This is a genomic window from Streptomyces sp. NPDC087215, from assembly GCF_044744885.1.
GTDB lineage: Bacteria > Actinomycetota > Actinomycetes > Streptomycetales > Streptomycetaceae > Streptomyces.
Map to the genome: position 1 here is coordinate 301520 of NZ_JBIUZD010000004.1, position 24367 is coordinate 325886.

The window sequence follows — 24367 nt, forward strand, 5'->3', positions numbered from 1 at the left end:
GGGACGCCGTCCCTCCCGAGGAGCACGCCATGCCCGCACTCCCCCGCCCCGCAGACCCCGCCGATCCCGCCGATCCCGCCGAGCCCGCCCGTCGCCCCCGGCGGGCCCGTCCGGCGACGGCGGCGCTCGGTCTCGCGGCCCTCGCCGCCACCGTCCTCGTGGCGGGCCCCGCACGGGCCGAGGACACCGGCCCCGGCTCCCGCGGCTCCGTCACCCGTGAGCTGGCGGCGGCGTACGCGGCCACCGCCCGGTACGCGGACGAGCGGCAGGCGGTCGCCGCGGGGTACGTCCGCACCGACGACTGCGTCGCCATGCCCGGCACCGGCGGCATGGGCTACCACTACACGAACGCGGCCGACCTCGGCTCCACCGACCCGGCCCGGCCCACCAACGTCATCTACGGGACCGGCGCGGACGGGCGGCGCCACCTGGTCGCCGTCGAGTGGATCGTCCGCAGCACCGGGCAGCCCGCCCCCGTGATGTTCGGGCGGCCCTTCGACGGCCCCTTCCCGCACGCCCGGTTCGGCCGGGTCTACGACCGGCACGTCTGGCTGTACGAGCGGAACCCGGCGGGCCTCTTCGCCCGCTACAACCCCAGGGTGACCTGCCCCTGACCCCGGGACACCCCGAAGGCCCCGGGTGCTCGCGGCGGGGCCCGGACGCGCCGAGGGGCCCGGCTCGCCCCCGAGCCGGGCCCCTCACACGCGGTGCGTCCTAACGGACGAACACGCTCGCCTGGTTCGCCAGGTCCAGGAAGTACTGCGGGGCGACGCCCAGCACCAGCGTGACCGCCACGCCCGCCGCGATGGCGACGCCCGTCAGCGCCGACGGCACGGCGACCGTGGGGCCGTCCGCCTTCGGCTCGCTGAAGAACATGAGCACGATCACCCGGATGTAGAAGAACGCGGCGATGGCCGAGGAGAGCACACCGACCACGACCAGCGCGCCCGCGCCGCCCTCCGCCGCCGCCTTGAAGACGGCGAACTTGCCGGAGAAGCCGGAGGTCAGCGGAATGCCCGCGAAGGCGAGCAGGAAGACCGCGAAGACCGCCGCGACGAGCGGCGAACGCCGTCCGAGCCCGGCCCACTTGGACAGATGGGTGGCCTCGCCGCCCGCGTCCCTGACCAGCGTGACGACGGCGAAGGCGCCGATCGTCACGAAGGAGTAGGCGCCCAGGTAGAACAGGACGGACGAGATGCCGCTCGGGGTGGCCGCGATGACACCCGCGAGCAGGAAGCCCGCGTGCGCGACCGACGAGTACGCGAGGAGGCGCTTGATGTCGGTCTGGGTGATGGCGATGATCGCACCGCCCAGCATGGTGACGGCGGCGACGCCCCACATGACGGGCCGCCAGTCCCAGGTGAGGCCCGGCAGCACCACGTAGAGGAGACGGAGCAGCGCGCCGAAGGCGGCGACCTTGGTCGCGGCGGCCATGAAGCCGGTGACCGGGGTCGGGGCGCCCTGGTAGACGTCCGGGGTCCACATGTGGAACGGGACGGCGCCGACCTTGAAGAGCAGCCCCATGAGGACCAGGGCGAAGCCGATGAGCAGCAGCGCGTCGTTGCCCATGGTGTCGGCGAGCGCCGGGTTCACCGAGGTGACCGTGCCGTCGACGACCTGGGCGATGGTGGCGTACGAGACGGAGCCCGCGTAGCCGTAGAGCAGGGCGATCCCGAAGAGCAGGAAGGCCGAGGAGAACGCGCCGAGCAGGAAGTACTTGACGGCCGCCTCCTGCGACATCAGCCGCTTGCGGCGGGCGACGGCGCAGAGCAGGTACAGCGGGAGGGAGAAGACCTCCAGGGCGATGAAGAGCGTCAGGAGGTCGTTGGCCGCCGGGAAGACCAACATGCCCGCGACGGCGAAGAGCGCCAGCGGGAACACCTCGGTGGTGGTGAACCCGGCCTTGACGGCGGCCCGTTCGTGGTCGCTGCCGGGGACGGCCGCCGCCTCGGCGGCGAAGGAGTCGACCTTGTGGCCGTGGTCGGCCGGGTCGAGCCTGCGCTCGGCGAAGGTGAAGACCGCCACGACGGAGGCGAGGAGGATGACGCCCTGGAGGAACAGGGCGGGCCCGTCGACGGCGATGGCTCCCATGGCCGCGATGTGGGCCTTGGTGGTGCCGTAGCCTCCGGCGGCGAGGCCGACGATCGCGGCGAACGAGGCGACGAGCGCCACGACGCTGAGGAAGAGCTGGGTGTGGTACCGGGCCCGGCGCGGCACGAAGGCCTCGACGAGGATGCCGAGGATCGCCGCGCCGACCACGATGAGCACCGGCGCGAGCTGGGTGTACTCGATGTGGGGTGTCGGGATCTTCGGCAGCGGCTCGGCGGCGGTCGTCCACAGGCTGTGGACGGAGGACGTCACGGCGGATGCGCTCACTTGGCCGCCTCCACTTCTGGCTGGGGGTCCTTCTGCTGGACGTCGGACATGGTGTGCCGGACCGCCGGGTTGACGACGTCCGTCAGCGGCTTCGGGAAGACCCCGAGGAAGATCAGGACGGCGATCAGCGGGACGACCACCGCGAGTTCACGCGGGCGCAGGTCGGGCAGCGACCGCACCTCCTCCTTGACCGGCCCGGTCATCGTCCGCTGGTACAGGACGAGGACGTAGAGCGCGGCGAGGACGATGCCGGTGGTGGCGATGATCCCGGCCACCGGGTACCGGGCGAACGTGCCGACCAGGACCAGGAACTCGCTGACGAACGGGGCGAGTCCGGGCAGTGACAGGGTCGCGAGACCGCCGATCAGGAAGGTGCCCGCGAGCACCGGGGCGACCTTCTGGACCCCGCCGTAGTCGGCGATGAGCCGCGAGCCGCGCCGGGAGATCAGGAATCCGGCGACGAGCATCAGGGCGGCCGTCGAGATGCCGTGGTTGACCATGTAGAGCGTGGCGCCCGACTGGCCCTGGCTGGTCATCGCGAAGATGCCCAGGACGATGAAGCCGAAGTGGGAGATCGACGCGTAGGCGACCAGGCGCTTGATGTCCCGCTGGCCGACGGCGACGAGCGCCCCGTAGACGATGCTGATCAGCGCGAGGACGATGATCACGGGTGTCGCCCACTTCGACGCCTCGGGGAAGAGCCCGAGGCAGAAGCGGAGCATCGCGAAGGTGCCGACCTTGTCGACGACGGCGGTGATGAGGACGGCGACCGGGGCGGTCGCCTCCCCCATCGCGTTCGGCAGCCAGGTGTGCAGCGGCCACAGCGGCGCCTTCACCGCGAAGGCGAAGAAGAAGCCGAGGAACAGCCACCGCTCGGTGTTGGTCGCCATGTCGAGCGATCCGTTGGCCCGCGCCTCGGCGATCTCGGTGAGCGAGAAGTTCCCCGCGACCACGTAGAGCCCGATGACGGCGGCCAGCATGATCAGGCCGCCGACCAGGTTGTAGAGGAGGAACTTGACGGCCGCGTAGGAGCGCTGGGCCGCCGCGTTCTCGTCGGTGCCCGCGTGGGCGCGGTCGCCGAAGCCGCCGATGAGGAAGTACATCGGGATGAGCATGGCTTCGAACAGGATGTAGAAGAGGAAGACGTCGGTGGCCTCGAAGGAGAGGATCACCATCGCCTCGACCATCAGGATCAGGGCGAAGAAGCCCTGGGTGGGACGCCACCGGGAGTCGGCGCGGTCCTTGGGGTATCCGCCGCCCGAAGAGCTCGGGGAAGGGTCGGCGTCGTTCCAGCCGGCCAGGATGACGAAGGGGATCAGCAGCGCGGTGAGCGCGATGAGCGCCACCCCGATGCCGTCGACGCCCAGTTCGTAGCGGACGCCGAAGTCCTTGATCCAGGCGTGCGACTCGGTCAGCTGGTACCGCTCGCCGCCGGGCTCGAACCGTGCGAAGACGAGGGCGGCGAGCACCAGGGTGGCGAGCGAGAACAGCAGCGCCAGCCACTTGGCCGCGGTGCGGCGGGCGGCGGGGACGGCGGCGGTGAGGATCGCACCGACCGCCGGAACCGCCGCCGTCAGGGTGAGGAGCGGAAATGACATGAGCGTTACACCGCCCTCATCAGCAGGGTCGCGGCGATCAGCACCGCCGTACCTCCGAACATGGAGACCGCGTACGTGCGGACGTAGCCGTTCTGGAGCTTGCGCAGACGGCCGGAGAGCCCGCCGACGCCCGCCGCGGTGCCGTTGACCACGCCGTCGACGAGGGAGTGGTCGACGTAGACCAGCGAGCGGGTCAGATGGGTGCCGCCGCGGACGAAGACGGCGTGGTTGAAGTCGTCCTGGAGGAGATCGCGGCGGGCGGCCCGGGTGAGCAGCGAGCCGCGCGGGGCGACGACGGGAACGGGCCCGCGGCCGTACTGGAGGTAGGCGAGGCCGACGCCGATCACCATGACGGCGACGGTGGCGGCGGTGATCGTCCCGGCGCTGATCGGCGGGTGGCCGTGCTCGAACGCGGTGACGGGCTCCAGCCACTTCACGAACCGGTCGCCGACGCCGAAGATGCCTCCGGCGAAGACCGAGCCGAAGGCCAGCAGCACCATCGGGATCGTCATGGACTTCGGCGACTCGTGCGGGTGCGGCTCGTGGCCGTGCTCGTCGGGCTGCCAGCGCTTCTCGCCGAAGAAGGTCATCAGCATCACGCGGGTCATGTAGTACGCGGTGATGGCGGCGCCCAGCAGGGTGACCGCGCCGAGGATCCAGCCCTCGGTGCCGCCCTTGGCGAAGGCCGCCTCGATGATCTTGTCCTTGGAGAAGAAGCCGGACAGACCGGGGAAGCCGATGATCGCGAGGTACCCCAGGCCGAAGGTGACGAAGGTGACCGGCATGTACTTCCGCAGGCCGCCGTACTTCCGCATGTCCACCTCGTCGTTCATGCCGTGCATGACCGAACCGGCGCCGAGGAAGAGCCCGGCCTTGAAGAAGCCGTGCGTCACCAGGTGCATGATCGCGAAGACGTAGCCGATCGGGCCGAGACCGGCCGCCAGGATCATGTAGCCGATCTGCGACATGGTCGAGCCGGCCAGCGCCTTCTTGATGTCGTCCTTGGCGCAACCGACGATCGCACCGAAGAGGAGCGTGACCGCGCCGACCACGGTGACGACGAGCTGCGCGTCCGGCGCCGCGTTGAAGATGTCGGCGGAGCGGACGATCAGATAGACACCGGCGGTCACCATCGTGGCCGCGTGGATGAGGGCCGAGACCGGGGTCGGGCCCTCCATCGCGTCCCCGAGCCAGGACTGCAGCGGCACCTGGGCCGACTTGCCGCAGGCCGCGAGGAGCAGCATCAGGCCGATCGCGGTCAGCTTGCCCTCGCCGGTCTCCCCGGTCGCCTCCAGGACCGGCCCGAAGGCGAAGGTCCCGAAGGTGGTGAACATCAGCATGATGGCGATCGAGAGGCCGATGTCACCGACCCGGTTGACCAGGAAGGCCTTCTTCGCGGCGGTGGCCGCGCTGGGCTTGTGCTGCCAGAAGCCGATCAGGAGGTACGAGGCGAGGCCGACGCCCTCCCAGCCGAAGTACAGCAGCAGGTAGTTGTCGGCGAGGACGAGCAGCAGCATCGCCGCGACGAACAGGTTGAGATAGCCGAAGAAGCGGCGGCGGCGCTCGTCGTGCTCCATGTAGCCGATGGAGTAGACGTGGATGAGCGTGCCGACCCCGCTGATCAGCAGGACGAAGGTCATCGAGAGCTGGTCGAGCTGGAAGGCGATGTCCGCCTGGAAGCCCTCGACGGGGATCCAGGAGAAGAGCCGCTGGTGCAGGGCCCGGTCCTCGGCACCCTTGCCGAGCATGTCGGCGAAGAGGACCAGACCGATGCCGAAGGAGACGGCCGCGAGCAGCGTGCCGATCCAGTGCCCGGTCCGGTCGAGACGTCGTCCGCCGCAGAGCAGGACGGCCGCGCCGAGCAGGGGCGCGCCGACGAGCAGCGCGATGAGATTTTCCACGGTCAGCCCCTCACAGCTTCATCAGGCTGGCGTCGTCGACCGAGGCCGAGTGGCGGGCACGGAAGACGGACACGATGATCGCGAGCCCGACGACGACCTCCGCGGCGGCGACGACCATCGTGAAGAAGGCGATGATCTGGCCGTCGAGGTTTCCGTGCATACGGGAGAAGGTGACGAACGCGAGGTTGCAGGCGTTGAGCATCAGCTCGACGCACATGAAGACCACGATCGCGTTGCGCCGGATCAGGACCCCGGCCGCACCGATGGTGAACAGCAGGGCGGCGAGGTACAGGTAGTTGACGGGATTCACCGGCTGGCCTCCTCTTCGTCCCGGCCGAGCCGCTCCTCGGAGCGCTGTTCCAGGGCCTTGAGGTCGGCCAGCGCCTCGGCGGAGACGTCCCTGACCTGGCCCCGCTTGCGCAGGGTCTGCATGACGGTGAGCTCCGCCGGGGTGCCGTCGGGCAGCAGACCGGCGATGTCCACGGCGTTGTGCCGGGCGTAGACGCCGGGGGCGGGCAGCGGCGGCAGGTGCTTGCCCTCGCGGACGCGCTGCTCGGACAGCTCGCGCTGGGTGCGGGCCCGCTCGATGCGCTCGCGGTGGGTCAGCACCATCGCGCCGACGGAGGCGGTGATGAGGAGCGCGCCGGTGATCTCGAAGGCGAAGACGTACTTGGTGAAGATGAGGGCGGCGAGGCCCTCCACGTTCCCCCCGCGGGCGCTGTTGGCGGCGCCGAGGCCGGTGAACTCGGTCAGTGACGCGTTCCCGATGCCCGCGATCAGCAGGACGCCGAAGCCGAGGCCGCACAGGACGGCGAGCCAGCGCTGGCCCTTGATGGTCTCCGTCAGCGAGTCCGCCGCGGTGACGCCGACCAGCATGACGACGAAGAGGAAGAGCATCATGATCGCGCCGGTGTAGACGACGATCTGGACGACACCGAGGAAGTACGCCCCGTTGGCCAGGTAGAAGACCGCCAGGATGATCATGGTTCCGGCGAGGCAGAGCGCCGAGTGGACGGCCCGCCGCATCAGGATCGTGCAGAGCGCGCCGATGACGGCGACGGTGCCGAGCACCCAGAACTGGGCGGCCTCACCGGTCGACGTGGCGTACGCCGCGAGCTGGGCGCTCATGCGTCCACCTCTTCCTGGTCGCCCTGCTCCCCCTTGGACACGGCGGCCTGGCGGACGGTGCCGGGTGCGGCCTCCTCGACCAGACCCCGGTAGTAGTCCTGCTCGGTCATGCCGGGGAAGATCGCGTGCGGGGTGTCGACCATGGTGTCCTCGAGTCCCGCGAGGAGCTGCTCCTTGGTGTAGATCAGGTTCGCGCGGGAGGAGTCGGCCAGCTCGAACTCGTTGGTCATCGTGAGCGCCCGGGTGGGGCACGCCTCGATGCACAGCCCGCAGAGGATGCAGCGGGCGTAGTTGATCTGGTAGACCCGGCCGTACCGCTCGCCCGGCGAGTAGCGCTCCTCCTCCGTGTTGTCCGCGCCCTCCACGTAGATGGCGTCGGCGGGACAGGCCCAGGCGCACAGCTCGCAGCCGACGCACTTCTCCAGGCCGTCGGGGTGGCGGTTGAGCTGGTGGCGGCCGTGGAAGCGGGGCGCCGTCGTCTTCTGCTGCTCCGGGTACTGCTCGGTCAGCCGCTTCTTGAACATGGCCTTGAAGGTCACGCCGAACCCGGCCACCGGATTCTGGAAGTCAGACACCGTCCGTCTCCTTTCCATCACTCGCAGTAGCAGTATCGGATGCGCCACTGACAACGAGGTCCCGGTCGTGCCGGGGTCTGCGCCGGGGGACGGCCGGCAGGGACTGTCCGGGCTTGGGCGGTACGGGGAAGCCGCCGGCCATCGGGTCGAAGGCGGGCTCGGCGCGGTCACCGGGGTCCTCGGCGGCCTTGGCCCTGCGGTCGCGGAACACGTCGACGACGAAGGAGAGCAGCAGCAGTGCGAGGACGGCTCCGGCGACGTACAGGACGATGTTGCCGAAGGCGATGTTCTCGTTGCGCAGGGCCCGGACGGTGGCGACCAGCATCAGCCAGACCACGGAGACCGGGATGAGGACCTTCCAGCCGAGCTTCATCAGCTGGTCGTAGCGGACCCGGGGCAGGGTGCCGCGCAGCCAGATGAAGAAGAAGAGCAGCAGCTGCACCTTGAGGACGAACCAGAGCATCGGCCACCAGCCGTGGTTCGCGCCCTCCCAGAAGGTGGAGATCGGGTACGGGGCCCGCCAGCCGCCCAGGAAGAGGGTCACCGACACGGCCGAGACCGTCACCATGTTCACGTACTCGGCGAGCATGAACATCGCGAACTTGATGGAGGAGTACTCGGTGTTGAAGCCGCCGACCAGGTCGCCCTCGGACTCCGGCATGTCGAAGGGGGCGCGGTTGGTCTCGCCCACCATGGTGACGATGTAGATGATGAAGGAGACCGGCAGCAGGATCACGAACCAGCGGTCCGCCTGCGCCTCGACGATCGCCGAGGTCGACATCGACCCGGAGTAGAGGAAGACGGAGGCGAAGGCGGCGCCCATGGCGATCTCGTAGGAGATCATCTGCGCGCACGAGCGGAGACCGCCGAGCAGCGGGTACGTGGAGCCGGAGGACCAGCCCGCGAGGACGATGCCGTAGATGCCGACGGAGGCGACCGCGAGGACGTACAGCATCGCGATCGGCAGGTCGGTGAGCTGCATCGCGGTGCGGTGGCCGAAGATCGAGACCTCGTTGCCCGCCGGTCCGAAGGGGATCACGGCGATGGCCATGAACGCGGGGATCGCCGCGATGACCGGGGCGAGGACGTAGACGACCTTGTCGGCGTTCTTGACGATCACGTCCTCCTTGAGCATCAGCTTGATGCCGTCCGCGAGGGACTGGAGGAGGCCCCAGGGGCCGTGCCGGTTGGGGCCGACGCGCAACTGCATCCAGGCGACGACCTTGCGCTCCCACACGATGGAGAAGAGCACGGTCACCATCAGGAAGGCGAAGCAGAAGACGGCCTTGATCAGGACGAGCCACCAGGGGTCCGTGCCGAACATGGACAGGTCCTCGGCGGCGAGAACGCCGAGCGGGGCGTCCGCGAGTGGAGCGAGGGCGGTCATGCGCGCGCCTCCGGAGCAACTGCGGTCCGGGCTGCGCCCGGCCGGACGAGGGGGATGCGGGGGCGCGGCCCGGCGGGGCCGCGGCCTGCGGCGGCGGGGGCCCGGCCCGGCCGGACGGGGGTCGTGGTCATGAGCCCGCCTCCGTGTCCTGGCCGGACGCGGGACCGGCCGGGCCGATGCGGACCAGGTCGCCGGGGCGGGCGCCGGTGTCGGAGAGGACTCCCCGGCCGGCCGAGTTCAGCGGCAGCCAGACGACCCGGTCGGGCATCTCGGTGACCCGGAGCGGGAAGGCCACGGAGCCCGCGGGGCCGGTCACTTCGAGGGTGTCGCCGTCCTTGACTCCGGTGTCGGCGGCGGTGGCGGCGGAGAGCCGGGCGACGGCCGCGTGCCGGGTTCCGGCGAGGGCGGTGTCGCCCTCCTGGAGGCGTCCGAGGTCGAGCAGCAGACGGTGTCCGGCGAGGACGGCCTCGCCGTCCCCGACCCGGGGCGCGGCCCGGCCGGGCTCGGAGGGCTCGGAGGCCCGCTCCCCGGTCCAGCGGCCGAGCCGGTCGAGCTCCCGGCGCACGGACTTGAGGTCGGGCAGGCCCAGGTGGGCGTCGAGGGCGTCGGCGAGCATGTGGAGCACGCGGGCGTCGGTGGGGGCCGACGGGCGGGTCATCTGCTCGGGCTTGAGCGCGGCCTCGAACATCCGGGCCCTGCCCTCCCAGTTGAGGAAGGTGCCGGGCTTCTCGGCGACGGCGGCGACCGGGAGGACGACGTCGGCCCGTCGGGTGACCTCGCTGGGCCGCAGCTCCAGGGAGACCACGAAGGCCGCGTCGAGGGCGGTCCGCGCGCGGGCCGGGTCCGGCAGGTCGGCGACCTCGACGGCGCCGACGAGCAGGGCGGAGAGCGCGCCGCCCGCGGCGGCCTCGACGATCTGTCCGGTGTCGCGGCCGTAGCCGTGCGGGAGTTCGCGGACGCCCCAGACGGCGGCGACCTCCTCACGCGCGCGGGGGTCGGTCGCGGGGCGCCCGCCGGGCAGCAGCGCGGGGAGCGCCCCGGCCTCGACGGCGCCGCGTTCGCCGGAGCGGCGCGGGATCCACACGAGCCGGGCGCCGGTGGCGGCGGCGGTGCGCAGGGCGGCGGTCAGCGCGCCGGGGACTCCGGCGAGCCGCTCGCCGACGGCGATGACGGCGCCTTCCCGCCGGAGGGCCTCGGCGGCGGCGGGTCCTTCGCCTTCGAGGCCGACCCGGGAGGTGAGGGCGTCGAGCCATTCGGTCTCGGTGCCGGGGGCGGCGGGCAGCAGGGTGCCGCCCGCCTTCTCCAGGCCCGGGGTGGCGAAGGCGGCGACCGCGTAGGTCTTCTGGCCGTGCTTGCGCCAGGCCTTGCGGAGCCGGAGGAAGACGCCGGGGGCCTCCTCCTCGGACTCCAGGCCGACGAGGAGGACGGCCGGGGCGGCTTCGAGGGAGGTGTACGTGACGCCGTTCCCACTGAGGTCGCGGCCCTGTCCGGCGACGGCGGAGGCCAGGAAGTCGGCCTCCTCGCCGGAGTGGACGCGCGCCCGGAAGTCGATGTCGTGGGTGCCGAGGGCGACCCGGGCGAACTTGGCGTACGCGTAGGAGTCCTCGACGGTCAGCCTGCCGCCGGTGAGGACGCCGGTGCGGCCCCGGGCGAGGCCGCGGGCGGCGGCTTCCAGGGCCTCGGGCCAGGAGGCGGGCTCCAGTTCACCGGTCTCGGCGCTGCGGACGAGCGGGGTGGTGAGCCGGTCGCGCTGCTGTGCGTACCGGAAGCCGAAGCGGCCCTTGTCGCAGATCCACTCCTCGTTGACCTCGGGGTCGTCGGCGGCGAGCCGTCGCATGACCTTGCCGCGCCGGTGGTCGGTGCGGGTGGCGCAGCCGCCCGCGCACTGTTCGCACACGGAGGGCGTGGAGACCAGGTCGAAGGGGCGGGAGCGGAAGCGGTAGGCGGCGGAGGTGAGGGCGCCGACCGGGCAGATCTGGATGGTGTTGCCGGAGAAGTACGACTCGAAGGGGTCGCCCTCGCCGGTGCCGACCTGCTGGAGGGCGCCGCGCTCGATCAGTTCGATCATGGGGTCGCCCGCGACCTGGTGGGAGAAGCGGGTGCAGCGGGCGCAGAGCACGCAGCGCTCGCGGTCCAGGAGGACCTGGGTGGAGATGGCGACGGGCTTCTCGTAGGTCCGCTTGACGCCGTCGAAGCGGGACTCGGACTGTCCGTGGGACATCGCCTGGTTCTGCAGGGGGCATTCGCCGCCCTTGTCGCAGACGGGGCAGTCCAGCGGGTGGTTGACGAGCAGCAGCTCCATCACACCGTGCTGGGCCTTCTCGGCGACGGGGCTGGTGAGCTGTGACTTCACCACCATGCCGTCGGTGCAGGTGATGGTGCAGGAGGCCATGGGCTTGCGCTGGCCCTCGACCTCGACGATGCACTGGCGGCAGGCGCCCGCGGGGTCGAGGAGGGGGTGGTCGCAGAAGCGCGGGATCTCGATGCCGAGCTGTTCGGCGGCGCGGATGACCAGGGTCCCCTTGGGGACGGAGGTCTCGATGCCGTCGATGGTCAGCGTGACCAGGTCTTCCGGCGGTACGGCCGGGGAGCCGCCTCCCGCCGGGGAGGACGCGGTGACGGTCATGCGGTCACCTCCTTGTGGTTGTCCGCCCAGGCGGTCGACTTGGCCGGGTCGAAGGGGCAGCCCTTGCCCGTGATGTGCTGCTCGTACTCCTCGCGGAAGTACTTCAGGGAGGAGAAGATCGGGGAGGCGGCGCCGTCGCCGAGGGCGCAGAACGACTTGCCGTTGATGTTGTCGGCGATGTCGTTGAGCTTGTCGAGGTCGGACAGTTCGCCCTTGCCCGCCTCGATGTCGCGGAGCAGCTGGACGAGCCAGTAGGTGCCTTCGCGGCAGGGGGTGCACTTGCCGCAGGACTCGTGGGCGTAGAACTCGGTCCAGCGGGTGACGGCGCGGACGACGCAGGTGGTCTCGTCGAAGCACTGGAGCGCCTTGGTGCCGAGCATCGATCCGGCGGCGCCGACGCCCTCGTAGTCGAGGGGCACGTCGAGGTGTTCGTCGGTGAACATGGGGGTGGAGGAGCCGCCGGGGGTCCAGAACTTGAGCCGGTGTCCGGGGCGCATCCCGCCGCTCATGTCGAGGAGCTGGCGCAGGGTGATGCCGAGGGGGGCCTCGTACTGGCCGGGCGAGGTGACGTGCCCGGAGAGCGAGTAGAGCGTGAAGCCGGGGGACTTCTCGGTGCCCATCGACGTGAACCATTCCTTGCCCCGGTGGAGGATCGCGGGAACGGACGCGATGGACTCGACGTTGTTCACCACGGTGGGGCAGGCGTACAGACCGGCGACGGCCGGGAAGGGGGGCCGCAGCCGGGGCTGGCCCCGGCGTCCTTCGAGGGAGTCGAGGAGGGCGGTCTCCTCGCCGCAGATGTAGGCGCCCGCGCCCGCGTGCACGGTGAGTTCGAGGTCGAGGCCGCTGCCGAGGATGTTCCGGCCGAGGTATCCGGCGGCGTAGGCCTCGCGGACGGCTTCGTGGAGGCGGCGCAGGACGGGGACGACCTCGCCGCGCAGGTAGATGAACGCGTGCTGGGAGCGGATCGCGTAGCAGGCGATGATCATTCCCTCGATGAGGGAGTGCGGGTTGGCGAAGAGGAGGGGGATGTCCTTGCAGGTGCCGGGCTCGGACTCGTCGGCGTTGACGACGAGGTAGTGGGGCTTGCCGTCGCCCTGCGGGATGAACTGCCACTTCATGCCGGTGGGGAAGCCCGCGCCGCCCCTGCCTCGGAGGCCGGACTCCTTGACGTACGCGATGAGGTCGTCGGGGCTCATCGCGAGGGCGCGCTTGAGTCCCTGGTAGCCCTCGTGCCGTTCGTAGGTGTCCAGCGTCCAGGAGTTGGGCTGGTCCCAGAAGGCCGAGAGGACCGGGGAGAGGAGCTTCTCGGGGCTGCTGTTGTTGATCTCGGCGGCCAAGGTCATCACTCCCCCTCCTGTCCGGAGGTCTCCGCTCGCGGGTGGACGATTCGGTGGGCTGTCCGGTCGCCCTTGGCGAGCCGGAGGCCGACGAGCGAGGCGGCGCCCGCGCCGCCGGTGGCCTCGACGGCGCCGGGGCGCTCGTCGGGGAAGCCCGCGAGGATGCGGGCGGTCTCCTTGAAGGTGCAGAGCGGGGCGCCCCGGGTGGGTTCGACGGTGCGGCCGGCCCGCAGGTCGTCGACCATCTTCTTGGCGGACTCGGGGGTCTGGTTGTCGAAGAACTCCCAGTTGACCATCACCACGGGGGCGAAGTCGCAGGCCGCGTTGCACTCGATGTGTTCGAGGGTGACCTTGCCGTCGTCGGTGGTGCCCTCGTTGCCGACGCCGAGGTGTTCCTTGAGTTCCTCGAAGATGGCGTCGCCGCCCATGACGGCGCAGAGGGTGTTGGTGCAGACGCCGACCTGGTAGTCGCCGGAGGGGCGGCGGCGGTACATCGTGTAGAAGGTGGCGACGGCGGTGACCTCGGCGGTGGTGAGGCCGAGGGTCTCGGCGCAGAACGCCATGCCGGTACGGGTGACGTGGCCCTCCTCGGACTGCACCAGGTGCAGCAGCGGCAGGAGCGCCGAGCGGGAGTCCGGGTAGCGGTCGACGATCGCCCGCGCGTCCTCCGTCAGGCGGGCGCGCACGTCCTCCGGGTAGGCGGGTGCGGGGAGCCGGGGCATTCCCAGGCTGATCTGGTCGGTCATCGGTCGACGCCTCCCATCACGGGGTCGATGGAGGCGACGGCGACGATGACGTCGGCGACCTGGCCGCCTTCGCACATCGCGGCCATGGCCTGGAGGTTGGTGAACGAGGGGTCGCGGAAGTGGACCCGGAAGGGGCGGGTGCCGCCGTCGGAGACGACGTGCACGCCGAGTTCGCCCTTGGGGGACTCGACGGCCGCGTAGGTCTGGCCGGGGGGGACCCGGAAGCCCTCGGTGACCAGCTTGAAGTGGTGGATCAGGGCTTCCATGGAGGTGCCCATGATCTTCTTGATGTGGTCGAGGGAGTTGCCGAGGCCGTCGGGGCCGAGGGCGAGCTGCGCGGGCCAGGCGATCTTCTTGTCGCCGACCATGACCGGGCCGGGTTCCAGCCGGTCGAGGCACTGCTCGACGATCCGGAGGGACTGGCGCATCTCGTCCAGGCGGACGAGGAAGCGTCCGTAGGAGTCGCAGGTGTCGGTGGTCGGGATCTCGAAGTCGTAGTCCTCGTAGCCGCAGTACGGGTCGGTCTTGCGCAGGTCGTGCGGGAGGCCCGCGGAGCGCAGGATCGGTCCGGTGGCGCCGAGGGCCATGCAGCCGGTGAGGTCGAGGTAGCCGACGTCCTGCATACGGGCCTTGAAGATGGGGTTGCCGGTGGCGAGCTTGTCGTACTCCGGCAGGTTCTTCTTCATGGTCTTCACGAACTCGCGGACGGCGTCGGCGGCGCCGGGCGGGAGGTCCTGGGCGAGTCCGCCGGGGCGGATGAACGCGTGGTTCATGCGCAGTCCGGTGATCAGCTCGTAGAGGTCCAGGATCATCTCGCGGTCCCGGAAGCCGTAGATCATGATCGTGGTGGCGCCCAGTTCCATGCCGCCGGTGGCGATGCACACCAGGTGGGAGGAGAGCCGGTTGAGCTCCATGAGGAGGACGCGGATGACGCTGGCGCGGTCCGGGATCTGGTCGGTGATGCCGAGCAGCTTCTCCACGCCGAGGCAGTACGCCGTCTCGTTGTAGAACGAGGTGAGGTAGTCCATGCGCGTGACGAAGGTGGTGCCCTGCGTCCAGGTCCGGTATTCGAGGTTCTTCTCGATGCCGGTGTGGAGGTAGCCGATGCCGCAGCGGGCCTCGGTGACGGTCTCGCCGTCGATCTCCAGGATGAGCCGGAGCACGCCGTGGGTGGACGGGTGCTGGGGGCCCATGTTGACGATGATGCGTTCGTCGTCGGCCTTGGCCGCGGACTGGACGACCTCTTCCCAGTCGCCGCCGGTCACCGTGTAGACGGTGCCTTCTGTCGTCTCTCGGGGAGACGCGTGGGACGTGGACATCAGCTGTACGACCTCCGCTGGTCCGGAGCCGGGATCTGGGCGCCCTTGTACTCGACGGCGATGCCGCCGAGGGGGTAGTCCTTGCGCTGCGGGTGGCCCTGCCAGTCGTCCGGCATCATGATCCGGGTGAGGGCGGGGTGGCCGTCGAAGACGATGCCGAAGAAGTCGTACGTCTCGCGCTCGTGCCAGTCGTTCGTCGGGTAGACGGCGACCAGGGACGGGATGTGCGGGTCGGTGTCGGGGGCCGAGACCTCCAGGCGGAGCAGCCGTCCGTGGGTGAGCGAGCGCAGGTGGTAGACGGCGTGCAGCTCGCGGCCCTTGTCGTCCGGGTAGTGGACGCCGGAGACGCCGGTGCACAGTTCGAAGCGGAGCGCCGGGTCGTCGCGGAGGGTGCGGGCGACGCGGACGAGGTGCTCGCGCTCGATGTGGAAGGTCAGTTCGCCCCGGTCGACGACGGTCTTCCCGATGGCGTTGCCGGAGAGGAGTCCCTGTTCCTCCAGGGCGCCCTCCAGTTCGTCGGCGACCTCGTCGAACCAGCCGCCGTAGGGGCGGTTCGCGGGGCCGGGGAGCCGTACGGAGCGGACGAGACCGCCGTAGCCGGTGGTGTCGCCGCCGTCGTTCGCGCCGAACATGCCACGCTGTACGCGGACCTCCTCGCCGTGGTCGCCGCGCTGGCCGGGCAGGTTCCCCGCGCTGAGGTCCCTCTCGGGGTTCGGTGTCTCGTCGCTCACCGGAGCAGGCCCTTCAGCTCGATGGTGGGCAGCGCCTTGAGCGCCGCTTCCTCCGCCTCGCGGGCCGCTTCTTCGGCGTTGACGCCGAGCTTGGAGGTCTGGATCTTCTGGTGGAGCTTGAGGATCGCGTCGAGCAGCATCTCCGGGCGCGGCGGACAGCCGGGCAGGTAGATGTCGACGGGCACGATGTGGTCGACGCCCTGGACGATCGCGTAGTTGTTGAACATGCCGCCCGAGGAGGCGCAGACGCCCATGGAGATGACCCACTTGGGGTTGGGCATCTGGTCGTAGACCTGCCGCAGGACGGGCGCCATCTTCTGGCTGACCCGGCCCGCCACGATCATCAGGTCGGCCTGGCGCGGCGAACCGCGGAAGACCTCCATGCCGAAGCGGGCCAGGTCGTACCGGCCGGCTCCGGTGGTCATCATCTCGATGGCGCAGCAGGCGAGGCCGAAGGTCGCGGGGAACACGGACGCCTTGCGCACCCAGCCCGCGGCCTGTTCGACCGTCGTCAGCAGAAAGCCGCTCGGGAGTTTCTCTTCGAGTCCCATAGGTGCCCCTCAGCCCCTCAGTCCCATTCCAGGCCGCCGCGACGCCAGACATAGGCGTAGGCGACGAAGACGGTGAGCACGAAGAGCAGCATCTCCACGAGCCCGAACAGCCCCAGGGCGTCGAAGGTGACGGCCCAGGGGTAGAGGAAGACGATCTCGATGTCGAAGACGATGAAGAGCATCGCCGTCAGGTAGTACTTGATCGGGAAGCGGCCGCCTCCGGCGGGAGTGGGCGTCGGTTCGATGCCGCACTCGTACGCTTCAAGTTTTGCCCTGTTGTACCGCTTTGGCCCGATAAGCGTGGCCATGACCACGGAGAAGATCGCAAACCCCGCACCCAGGGCACCGAGCACGAGGACGGGCGCGTACGCATTCACGCTCCTCGCTCCTTCCAGTCGTCCTTGACCGTTGGACCGCACGGCCGGACCGTGAAAGATCGCCCCCATGTGAGGCAGTTCACAAGCCCGGCTGCCCCGCATCTTATGCCCGCCCCTCTGTGATCTGCGACACGGGGTGCGCCAACGAGTTTGTGATCTCCACCACCTGACGAAGGATCATGAAGTCGGATGAGCGGTGATCTTGTTGCGCGAAGCGCCCAGGTGATCACCAGATGTGACAACCGGACCTGTCGTCGCTGCTCGGAGGGGGTGTCGCACTATCAAGTGTTGGCCATTACAAGCAAATTGGTGGTGGACCGATCCCGGTGATAAAGGAACCGTCCTTCGCCCGGTCGGGGGGCCGGGCGTACCGGGGTGGACGTGTGCGCGCGTTCACGAGCGTTCATGAGACGGTCGCGTGACCTGCGTCACACGCCGAAGGCCTCGAAGAAACGGGTCTTGGCCAACGGCTTGAAGAGGTGGTAAGCGTCGGGCAATTCGGACGTTTCAATGAAAACCCGTGATCAAGGCCCAGATGAGCCATGACCGATTTGCCCGTTACGGCGTCAATAAGAGCGCCACAGAAGCGGATTCAGAGGTTCCGAACGTAACTGTGGCGCAACCCACGTTTCTTGAAGGGAACCCCGCGGCCCTGATAGCGGTTGTTCCCATGTCCCACACCGCTCACATACCCAGCCACCGGAAGCCCCGCCGCAGCGCCTCGAAGCTCGCTCTGCGCGCCGGAGTCGCCGGTGGCGTCCTCGGCACCATCGCGGTGGCCGGTGCTGCCGGGCCGGCGAATGCCGAGCCGGTGACCGAGACCATCGAAATGCCCACCCTGGGCTCCCTGGAGACCGGCGCGGGCCTCGCCAGCGCCGTCGCCGCCTCCGCCGAGGCCTCCCAGCAGGAGGCCCTTGACCAGAGCCTCGCCACCCAGGAGAACGCGGCCCTGCAGACGGCCGCCAAGGAAGCCAAGAAGGCCAGGGCCGAGGCCGACCGCAAGGCCGCCGCCGAGAAGGCCGAGAAGGCCCGCCTCAAGGCCGAGCGGGAGCGCCAGGAGCGGCTGGAGGCCGAGGCCCGCGCCTCCCGCACCTCCACCCGCACCCAGCTCACCAGCACCACCAACTCTTCGGACGAGGGCGGTTCCGGCTCCACCGGCGGCTCCTCGTCCACCGACGAGACCACCACCCAGGCGCCCACGGGCTCCGCCGCCGCGATCGTGGCCTTCGCCCGCGCGCAGATCGGCGACTCCTACGTCATGGGCGGCACCGGACCCAACTCCTGGGACTGCTCCGGCCTCGTCCAGGCCGCCTACCGCCAGGCCGGCATCGACCTGCCCCGCATCTCGGGCGACCAGTCGAGCATGGGCACCTCCGTCTCCCTGAGCAACCTCCAGCCGGGCGACATCCTGTACTGGGGCAGCCGCAGCGGCTCGTACCACGTCGCCGTCTACGTCGGCGGCGGCAAGTACGTCGGCGCGCAGAACCCCTCCACCGGGGTCGTCGAGCGCTCCCTGGACTGGGACACCCCCTCGGGCGCCGTCCGCATCCTCTGATCCACCCCTCCCCGTACGCCGAAGGGCCGTCACTCCTCGGGGGAGCGACGGCCCTTCGGCGTGCCCGCTCAGCGGCGCAGGGCCTCGGCCGGTTCGATCCGGGAGGCGCGCCAGGCCGGGTAGAGCCCGGCGACCACCCCGGTGACGAGACCGACGACCGGGGCGGCGACCACCGTCCCGGTGTGCATGACCGGCGTCCAGTCCCGCACCAGCGCCACCACGATCACCGTGGACACCCCCAGGGCCGTACCGACGAGTCCGCCCACCGCGCCCAGAGCGCCCGACTCCGTGAGGAACTGGACGGTGATGTGCCGTCCCCGGGCGCCGAGCGCGCGTCTCAGGCCGATCTCACCGGTCCGTTCGAGGACCGCGACCAGCGTGGTGTTGGCGATGCCGACCGCGCCGATCACCAGACAGATCGAGGCGAGCAGCAGGAACAGCTGGTCGAGGTCCCCGGTCACGCCCGCGCGCAGGCTCTTCGGGTCCGGCGGGGGCACCGCCCGCAGGTACTCCGGGTGGTCCGGGCGCAGCGCGACCGGCGCCTCCCGGGCGATCTGGGCGGCGGCGCCCGTCGCGGTGGTGATGAGCATCTTCGCGTCGCCCTGCTGCGGCGGCCCCCAGAGCTTCTCGGCGGTCGTCCTCGGCACGGTGACCGACATCAGGACGTCGGCCCTGCGCCGTACGTCGTCGATGATCCCGGCGACGGTGAAGGGCTCGTCCCCGATGAACACCGCCGGGCGGGTCTCCAGGGTCGTGATGCCGAGCCGGGCGGCGACGGACTTGCCGAGGACCGCGACCGGCTGCCCGGAGCGGGAGGCGAACTCGTCGTACAGGCGCCCCTGGGCGAGGGTCGGCGAGGCCGCCCGCAGCGCGCCGGGGGACGCGGCGACGACCTCGATCCGCTCGCTGCCCCCGCCGTCGCCGACCGGGGCGGAGCGGACGGCCGTGCCGGGGGCGAGCCGGACGGACCAGTAGACCCCGGCGGCCTCGACCCCGCCGAGCCGCTCGATACGGGCGTCCGCGTCGGCGGGGAAGGCGGGGTCGGCGAACTCGTCCTGGTCGCGGGCGACGTCCTCGACGGTCACCTCGGTGGCGGTCAGCAGGTTGAACCGCGCGTCGATCTGCGAGGACGTGGTCGCGGTCAGGCCCAGGATCGCCACGAACGTGCCGACGCCGAGGACGGTTCCGAGCGCGGTGAGGACCGAGCGGCCGGGCCGCTGGAGCATTCCGGCGAGGGCCTCGGAGAGCACGTCACGGGCGGTCAGCCGGGAGGGCTCGACGATCCGCGTCCGCTTCGGGAGGCGGGGGCGGGGGCGCTTCCGCTCGGGGCGCGGGTGGGACGGCGGGTCCGGCTTCTGGTCCGGGGCCGGGTGCGGGTCCGGAATCGGGTCCGGAATCGGGTCCGCCTGTGGCTGCTGGTGCGGCTGTGACTCCAGGTCCGGCTGCGGCTCCCGGGGCGGATTCAAGTCCGGCCGCTGGGCCGGATCGAGGTCCGGCCGCTGGGCCGGGGGTCCGGCGCGCCGGGTGGGGTCTTCGTCCCGCTGTGGTCGGGTCACCCGTTTCCCACCCCCGTCGGCTCGCTCAGCACCCCGTCGCGGATGGTCACCGTGCGCCGGCCGCGCTCGGCCACCTCCGCGTCATGGGTGATCACGACGATCGTCATGCCGGAGGCGTGGAGTTCGCCGAGGAGGTCCAGGACCGATCCGGCGTTGTCCGAGTCCAGGTTGCCGGTCGGTTCGTCGCACAGCAGCAGTGACGGACGGCCCGCGAGGGCGCGGGCGATGGCGACCCGCTGGCGTTCGCCGCCGGAGAGACGGCCGGGCAGCGCGTCGGCCCGGTGGGCGAGCCCCACCCGTTCGAGGGCGGTACGGGCCCGGGTGCGGCGCTCGGCCCGGGGCACCGCCGAGTAGACCATCGAGAGCATGACGTTCTCCGTGGCGCTGCGGTGCGGCAGCAGGTGGAAGGACTGGAAGACGAAGCCGATCCGCCGTCCGCGCAGGGCCGTGCGCTCCCCGTCGCGCAGGGCCGCGGTGTCGATGCCGTCCAGGAGGTACGTACCGCCGGTGGGTGCGTCGAGCAGTCCCGCGATGTTCAGGAAGGTCGACTTGCCCGAGCCGGAGGGTCCGACGACGGTGATGAACTCGCCCGCGCGTACGGTGAGTTCGCAGGGCCTCAGGGCGGTGACGGGCGGTGGGCCCGGATAGGTCAGGCTGACCCCCCGGAAGGCGATGACCGGGACGTCCCGGCCGCTCACGGCGATCCCCCGGGGCTGCCCGCGGCCGCGCCCGGGTTCACCCCGGTGACCACCTCGTCGCCCTCTTCGAGCGCCCCCGCGGTCAGCGGGACGACCTCGACGAAGCCGTCTCCGGTGGTGCCGGTGCGGACCTCGATCCGCTCCTGCCTGCCGGTGCCGTCCACGGTGGTGACGACCGTTCTGCCGTCGACGCCCGCGGAGACGGCGGTGACCGGCACGACCAGGGCCTTGCCGTCGGTGGCGGCGGCCTCGATGGTGAGGCGCACCTCCTGGCCCGCGAGGGCCGAGGGGAGTTCGCGGCCGGGTTCGACGGTGAAGAGGTAGCCGACGGCTCCGTCGTCCTGGGGCGCGTCCCCTCCCCCGCCGGTGCCGCCGCCGTTCCCGCCGGAGCCCTGCGGGGCGTCCTGCTGGTCCTGCCGCCGGGTCGGGGTGTCCGCGACGGAGACGACCCGGCCCTCGGTCTCCTCGCCGGTGGTCTCGGCGAGGACGCGGACCTTCTGTCCGGCGCGGACCATGCCCTTCTGGTGGTCCTGGAGATAGCCCTGGGCCATCAGTTTCCCGGAGGACAGGGTCATCGCCGTGCCGGAGACCTGTGCTCCGGGCCGGGCGGCCACGGTGGCGACCCGGGCGGGGAAGGCCCGTACGAAGACGACCTCGGACGCCGGGACCATGGGTCCGGCGGCGGCGCGGGCCTTTCCGAGGGCCTCGCGGGCGGTGCCGAGGTCCTCGACGGCCCGGTCGCGGGCCTTCTTCAGCGGCTTCGCCCGAGCCTCGTCCTCGTTGGCGGCGAGGGCGTCCCGGGCGTCGGCGACGGCCCGTTCGGCTCCGGTGACGGCGGCCTCGGCTCCGGTGACGGCGGCTCCGTCGTCGTCGACGGCGGGCCTGGGGTCGTAGCCGATGGAGGCGTAGAACGCCTCGACCGCGTTCTTGGTGCCGGGGCCGAAGGTGCCCCGGGCGTCGCCGCCCCGGCCGTGGCCGAGGGCGGCGAGCGCGCGCTGCAGCTGTGCGACGTCGTCGCCGGTGGCGCCGGGCTTGAGGTCCCGGTAGACGGGCAGGCTGCCGGGCAGGACGAAGACGGGACGCCCGGAGACCTCCAGGAGCACCTTCCCCGAGCGCACCGCGTCCCCGCTCCTGACGGAGACCTTGGTGATCACGGCGGCGGTGGCGCCCTCGCCGCCCGCCCCGACGGGGGCGACCTGGACGGTCTGGCCCGCGACGACGGTGCCGCGCAGGACGACGGTCTCGGCGAGCACCCGGTTCTCGACCCGGGCGATCAGCACGTCCTCGGGCGGCGGTTCGGCCTCGGCCGCGACCTGGGCGGGCGACCGTATCAGCGAGGTCGCCGCGACTCCGGCACCGGTGAGGGCGACCGCCCCGGCGACGAGGGCGGCGACCCAGAAGCGGCGCCGGGACATCCGGGCCCCGGCGTCGCTGCCGGGGGTCCCGGACGTCTCCGCCGGGCCGGACGCCTCCGCGGGGCCGGGCGGGGTGCCGTCAGCCACCGACGACCGTCCCGCCGTCGCCCGAACCCACGCTGGGCGCGCAGGCCTTGAGGGCGGCGATCACCTTCGGGTCGCTCTTCATCCTGTCGGCGAAGGCACCCGTCAGCGGTATCTCGCCGGTCGCGGGGTCGGGGTCCGGGTAGTCGGTGACGCCCTTCTCGCGCATACAGGCGGCGGTCTTCCCGGCGGCCTCGAGGCGTGAGGCGCCGGGCTTCGGACGGCCGGGCTGCTTCGCCGCGCACGCCTTCTCGGCGGAGGCGAGGACCTCGGCCGTGTTGGCGTCCTTGTCGACGCGCTTCTCGCCGCCCTCGCTCTCCTGGAGCTCGACCCCCTGTGCGCCGAGGCAGTCGTAGTACGCGGCCCAGTCGGCGGCGCCCCCGGAGGCACCGGCCGAGGGGGCCCCTGAGGTGGGGGCGGCGGAGGCACCGGTGCTCGGCGTGGACGGGGTCGCGCTGTCCCCTCCGCTCGAACACCCCCCGAGCCCGAGGGCGAGGATCAGCGCGGGAACGGCCATGAGGCGTCTCATCAGAAACGGTCCTTCCGACGGGGTTCCCCGTCACGGGATGTCATGGGAACGCGCGGGAGGGGGCCGACGCGGCGCTGCGCTACGCCACGTGCAAGGCCCCTGCGCGGTGAGGGCCGGGCACCCGGCGGATGCCTCGACACGGCTGAGGATATCCCGGTGCCGTCGCACCGGTAACTGTCTCAACGGACAGTAGCCGGAGGGTAGTTGCTGGTGTTCGTATGGACCCGGCCCACTCCGGGCCGTTTCGATCACACCAGCAACTACGTGAAAGGCATCGACATGCAGCGCACTGCACTCCGTCGCGTGGCCGCCACGGCCGTCGCGCTCGCCGCCCTCGGCGCGGGCGCGCTCGCCACCGCGGGCTCGGCCTCGGCCGCCACCGGCAAGAACGGCTACCTGGAGAGCGGCGAGTTCGGCCTGTTCTACAACTCCGGCCAGGGCGGCGCCGTCTTCGACCTCTACGTCGCGGACGACAACTTCGACGACGACTGGTTCCCGGGCCCCGGCAACGGAGCCGGCCAGAAGGCGAACGACAACACCGCGTCGTACTGGAACGCCGACTCCCTGACCTGGTGGGTCTACACCGACGCCTACACGGGCGGTGTCGAGGGAAGCCTGCCGCCCGGTTACATCGGCGACGCGTCCTCGAACTTCAAGAACAAGATCTCGTCCGCGTACCACTACAAGGCCCGTTGATCCCTGACGGTCCGCAGCACCGCGCGACCGGTCGGCCCTGAGGGGCACCGGCGTCACGAGACCCGTCGGTCCTGAGGGTCCGCACCACCGCTGAACCGCCGCGACGGCCTCCGGGCCCGGCGGACGCACCGCCCAGGCAGCCGTTGCTCCGCCCGAAAGAGGCGGGCAGAGCAACGGCTGCCCCCATGGTAGACACGCACCCGCCCCTGGAGCACCCATGCGCCCCTTCGCCGCCCGCGCGACCGTTCTCCTGCTGAGCGCCGCACTCCTCACCGCCTGCTCGTCCGGGTCCGGTGACGGCGGCGGCGGTTCCGCGCGGGAGCCCGCGATCGGCACGGTCCCCCGGCTGCTCTCCACGACCGGGCTCTCGTTCCCGCTCGACGGCTACGCGACCACCGACGAACAGCGGCGCAAGCTGGAGCAGGCCCAGTCCCGGGTGACGAGCGACTGCATGACCCGCTTCGGATTCACGTACGAACTGCCCGTGACGCCCTCCCCGACCGGCAGCGCCGGGAACTCCCGCCGTTACGGTCTCACCGACGCGGCGCAGGCGGCCCGCTACGGCTACGTCCCCAACCGGGGCGCCCGGCCGCCCGCCAAGACGGCCGCCCGGACGCTCAGCGCCACCGGCAGGCTCGCCCTGAACGGCCCCGAGTTCAAGGGCGCCCAGCCGATGAGCCTGGAGGAGTCCCGGGCCGAGGACAGCGGGAAGACCCTCGACGGACGGAAGGTCCCCGTCGGCGGCTGCCTGCGCGAGGGCTACCTGACGGTGTACGCGCCGAAGAAGGGCGCCCTGGACAGCATGTTCGTCACCAATCTGGTGATGGACGCCAACTCCCGCTCCCGCGAGGACTCCCGGGTCGTCGCCGCGGTGAAGGCGTGGTCCGCCTGCATGGCGGAGAAGGGCTACAAGGTCGACGAGCCCGTCAGCCCGCAGAGCGATCTGGGCCTCGACCCCAACGGCTACGGGAGCCCCCGGGCCGTGGCCGCCGCGCGGCAGGATGTCGCCTGCAAGGAACGGGCCAACCTCGTCGGCGTCTGGTACACCGTCGAGAGCGCCTACCAGAAGCGGGGCATCGAGCAGAACGCGGAAGCGCTGAACCAGGCGAAGACCGAGCTCGACGAGCGTCTGAAGCTCGCCGCCACGCTCGCCGGCTGATCGGCGGGGCACGGTCCGGG

General features: G+C 71.2%; 22 protein-coding genes. 4 read left to right on the plus strand and 18 right to left on the minus strand.

Annotation, left to right across the window (positions count from 1 at the left end; genetic code table 11):
- Positions 1–29 precede the first annotated feature (29 nt).
- On the plus strand, positions 30–614 hold the full coding sequence (locus tag ACIO92_RS14220) for a hypothetical protein (protein WP_402281374.1): 585 nt from the start codon (positions 30–32) through the stop codon (positions 612–614).
- Positions 615–714: 100 nt separating this feature from the next.
- Here the strand turns inward: ACIO92_RS14220 and nuoN are convergent, their stop codons facing one another.
- The 14 genes from nuoN to ACIO92_RS14290 all read right to left on the minus strand — a co-directional run bounded on the left by nuoN (position 715) and on the right by ACIO92_RS14290 (position 16655).
- Entirely contained in the window at positions 715–2376 is a 1662-nt protein-coding gene (nuoN, locus tag ACIO92_RS14225) for an NADH-quinone oxidoreductase subunit NuoN (protein ID WP_401236622.1), read from the minus strand.
- Positions 2373–3974 carry an NADH-quinone oxidoreductase subunit M gene (locus ACIO92_RS14230; RefSeq protein WP_366439712.1) on the minus strand — a complete coding sequence of 534 codons (1602 nt, stop codon included), beginning with the start codon at positions 3972–3974 and terminating at the stop codon, positions 2373–2375. Before ACIO92_RS14230 ends, nuoN begins: the two co-directional genes overlap by 4 nt.
- 5 nt (positions 3975–3979) lie before the next feature.
- On the minus strand, positions 3980–5875 hold the full coding sequence (nuoL, locus tag ACIO92_RS14235; protein ID WP_401236619.1) for an NADH-quinone oxidoreductase subunit L: 1896 nt from the start codon (positions 5873–5875) through the stop codon (positions 3980–3982).
- 10 nt (positions 5876–5885) lie between these two features.
- Positions 5886–6185: an NADH-quinone oxidoreductase subunit NuoK gene (gene nuoK, locus ACIO92_RS14240; RefSeq protein ID WP_017239464.1), complete on the minus strand. Its 300-nt coding sequence runs from the start codon at positions 6183–6185 to the stop codon at positions 5886–5888.
- Positions 6182–7003: an NADH-quinone oxidoreductase subunit J gene (locus ACIO92_RS14245; protein WP_402281377.1), complete on the minus strand. Its 822-nt coding sequence runs from the start codon at positions 7001–7003 to the stop codon at positions 6182–6184. Before ACIO92_RS14245 ends, nuoK begins: the two co-directional genes overlap by 4 nt.
- A complete protein-coding gene (gene nuoI, locus ACIO92_RS14250; protein ID WP_401236616.1) occupies positions 7000–7596 on the minus strand; it encodes an NADH-quinone oxidoreductase subunit NuoI in 597 nt (198 codons plus the stop codon). The genes ACIO92_RS14245 and nuoI overlap by 4 nt, the downstream gene beginning before the upstream one ends.
- Positions 7571–8965, minus strand: a complete 1395-nt coding sequence (nuoH, locus tag ACIO92_RS14255) for an NADH-quinone oxidoreductase subunit NuoH (RefSeq protein ID WP_366439715.1) — start codon at positions 8963–8965, stop codon at positions 7571–7573. Before nuoH ends, nuoI begins: the two co-directional genes overlap by 26 nt.
- Positions 8966–9092: 127 nt before the next feature.
- Entirely contained in the window at positions 9093–11591 is a 2499-nt protein-coding gene (locus ACIO92_RS14260) for an NADH-quinone oxidoreductase subunit G (protein ID WP_366439716.1), read from the minus strand.
- Complete coding sequence (gene nuoF, locus ACIO92_RS14265) at positions 11588–12937, minus strand: NADH-quinone oxidoreductase subunit NuoF (RefSeq protein ID WP_401236613.1); 1350 nt, start codon at positions 12935–12937, stop codon at positions 11588–11590. Before nuoF ends, ACIO92_RS14260 begins: the two co-directional genes overlap by 4 nt.
- Positions 12937–13677, minus strand: coding sequence for an NADH-quinone oxidoreductase subunit NuoE (gene nuoE, locus ACIO92_RS14270; protein ID WP_366439718.1), 741 nt, complete (start codon positions 13675–13677; stop codon positions 12937–12939). Before nuoE ends, nuoF begins: the two co-directional genes overlap by 1 nt.
- Positions 13674–14996 (minus strand): NADH-quinone oxidoreductase subunit D, encoded by a 1323-nt coding sequence (locus ACIO92_RS14275; RefSeq protein ID WP_366439719.1) that lies wholly within the window; start codon positions 14994–14996, stop codon positions 13674–13676. The genes nuoE and ACIO92_RS14275 overlap by 4 nt, the downstream gene beginning before the upstream one ends.
- Positions 14996–15727, minus strand: a complete 732-nt coding sequence (locus tag ACIO92_RS14280) for an NADH-quinone oxidoreductase subunit C (RefSeq protein WP_366439720.1) — start codon at positions 15725–15727, stop codon at positions 14996–14998. Before ACIO92_RS14280 ends, ACIO92_RS14275 begins: the two co-directional genes overlap by 1 nt.
- Complete coding sequence (locus ACIO92_RS14285) at positions 15724–16278, minus strand: NADH-quinone oxidoreductase subunit B family protein (protein ID WP_024756031.1); 555 nt, start codon at positions 16276–16278, stop codon at positions 15724–15726. Before ACIO92_RS14285 ends, ACIO92_RS14280 begins: the two co-directional genes overlap by 4 nt.
- A 17-nt stretch (positions 16279–16295) precedes the next feature.
- Positions 16296–16655: an NADH-quinone oxidoreductase subunit A gene (locus ACIO92_RS14290; RefSeq protein WP_019888619.1), complete on the minus strand. Its 360-nt coding sequence runs from the start codon at positions 16653–16655 to the stop codon at positions 16296–16298.
- Positions 16656–17325: 670 nt separating this feature from the next.
- On the opposite strand from ACIO92_RS14290, the gene ACIO92_RS14295 reads away from it, so the two are divergent.
- The gene (locus ACIO92_RS14295; RefSeq protein ID WP_366439721.1) at positions 17326–18210 is read left to right on the plus strand and encodes a C40 family peptidase; all 885 of its coding nucleotides are present in this window, start codon (positions 17326–17328) and stop codon (positions 18208–18210) included.
- 68 nt (positions 18211–18278) lie between these two features.
- Here ACIO92_RS14295 and ACIO92_RS14300 read toward each other — a convergent pair whose 3' ends face one another.
- The 4 genes from ACIO92_RS14300 to ACIO92_RS14315 form a co-directional block, all read right to left on the minus strand.
- Positions 18279–19493 (minus strand): ABC transporter permease, encoded by a 1215-nt coding sequence (locus tag ACIO92_RS14300; protein ID WP_366439914.1) that lies wholly within the window; start codon positions 19491–19493, stop codon positions 18279–18281.
- Between the two features lie 269 nt (positions 19494–19762).
- Positions 19763–20464 carry an ABC transporter ATP-binding protein gene (locus tag ACIO92_RS14305; RefSeq protein ID WP_401236607.1) on the minus strand — a complete coding sequence of 234 codons (702 nt, stop codon included), beginning with the start codon at positions 20462–20464 and terminating at the stop codon, positions 19763–19765.
- Positions 20461–21966: a peptidoglycan-binding protein gene (locus ACIO92_RS14310; RefSeq protein WP_402281382.1), complete on the minus strand. Its 1506-nt coding sequence runs from the start codon at positions 21964–21966 to the stop codon at positions 20461–20463. The genes ACIO92_RS14305 and ACIO92_RS14310 overlap by 4 nt, the downstream gene beginning before the upstream one ends.
- Positions 21959–22492, minus strand: coding sequence for a hypothetical protein (locus ACIO92_RS14315; RefSeq protein ID WP_402056711.1), 534 nt, complete (start codon positions 22490–22492; stop codon positions 21959–21961). The genes ACIO92_RS14310 and ACIO92_RS14315 overlap by 8 nt, the downstream gene beginning before the upstream one ends.
- A gap of 279 nt (positions 22493–22771) precedes the next feature.
- Between ACIO92_RS14315 and ACIO92_RS14320 the strand changes: the two genes are divergently transcribed.
- On the plus strand, positions 22772–23188 hold the full coding sequence (locus ACIO92_RS14320) for a peptidase inhibitor family I36 protein (protein ID WP_366439725.1): 417 nt from the start codon (positions 22772–22774) through the stop codon (positions 23186–23188).
- A gap of 217 nt (positions 23189–23405) precedes the next feature.
- A complete protein-coding gene (locus tag ACIO92_RS14325) occupies positions 23406–24347 on the plus strand; it encodes a hypothetical protein (protein ID WP_402281385.1) in 942 nt (313 codons plus the stop codon).
- The last annotated feature ends 20 nt before the right edge of the window (positions 24348–24367 follow it).

What these genes read in the sequence shown, in the direction of transcription:
- ACIO92_RS14285 (WP_024756031.1), bottom strand. Translation starts at nt 16,278, where the DNA reads ATGGGACTCGAAGAGAAACTCCCGAGCGGCTTTCTGCTGACGACGGTC.
- nuoH (WP_366439715.1), bottom strand. Translation starts at nt 8,965, where the DNA reads ATGACCGCCCTCGCTCCACTCGCGGACGCCCCGCTCGGCGTTCTCGCC.
- nuoE (WP_366439718.1), bottom strand. Translation starts at nt 13,677, where the DNA reads ATGACCGACCAGATCAGCCTGGGAATGCCCCGGCTCCCCGCACCCGCC.
- ACIO92_RS14320 (WP_366439725.1), top strand. Translation starts at nt 22,772, where the DNA reads ATGCAGCGCACTGCACTCCGTCGCGTGGCCGCCACGGCCGTCGCGCTC.
- ACIO92_RS14275 (WP_366439719.1), bottom strand. Translation starts at nt 14,996, where the DNA reads ATGTCCACGTCCCACGCGTCTCCCCGAGAGACGACAGAAGGCACCGTC.
- ACIO92_RS14245 (WP_402281377.1), bottom strand. Translation starts at nt 7,003, where the DNA reads ATGAGCGCCCAGCTCGCGGCGTACGCCACGTCGACCGGTGAGGCCGCC.
- ACIO92_RS14295 (WP_366439721.1), top strand. Translation starts at nt 17,326, where the DNA reads ATGTCCCACACCGCTCACATACCCAGCCACCGGAAGCCCCGCCGCAGC.
- nuoI (WP_401236616.1), bottom strand. Translation starts at nt 7,596, where the DNA reads ATGGAAAGGAGACGGACGGTGTCTGACTTCCAGAATCCGGTGGCCGGG.
- ACIO92_RS14230 (WP_366439712.1), bottom strand. Translation starts at nt 3,974, where the DNA reads ATGTCATTTCCGCTCCTCACCCTGACGGCGGCGGTTCCGGCGGTCGGT.
- ACIO92_RS14325 (WP_402281385.1), top strand. Translation starts at nt 23,406, where the DNA reads ATGCGCCCCTTCGCCGCCCGCGCGACCGTTCTCCTGCTGAGCGCCGCA.
- ACIO92_RS14315 (WP_402056711.1), bottom strand. Translation starts at nt 22,492, where the DNA reads ATGAGACGCCTCATGGCCGTTCCCGCGCTGATCCTCGCCCTCGGGCTC.
- ACIO92_RS14260 (WP_366439716.1), bottom strand. Translation starts at nt 11,591, where the DNA reads ATGACCGTCACCGCGTCCTCCCCGGCGGGAGGCGGCTCCCCGGCCGTA.
- ACIO92_RS14220 (WP_402281374.1), top strand. Translation starts at nt 30, where the DNA reads ATGCCCGCACTCCCCCGCCCCGCAGACCCCGCCGATCCCGCCGATCCC.
- nuoF (WP_401236613.1), bottom strand. Translation starts at nt 12,937, where the DNA reads ATGACCTTGGCCGCCGAGATCAACAACAGCAGCCCCGAGAAGCTCCTC.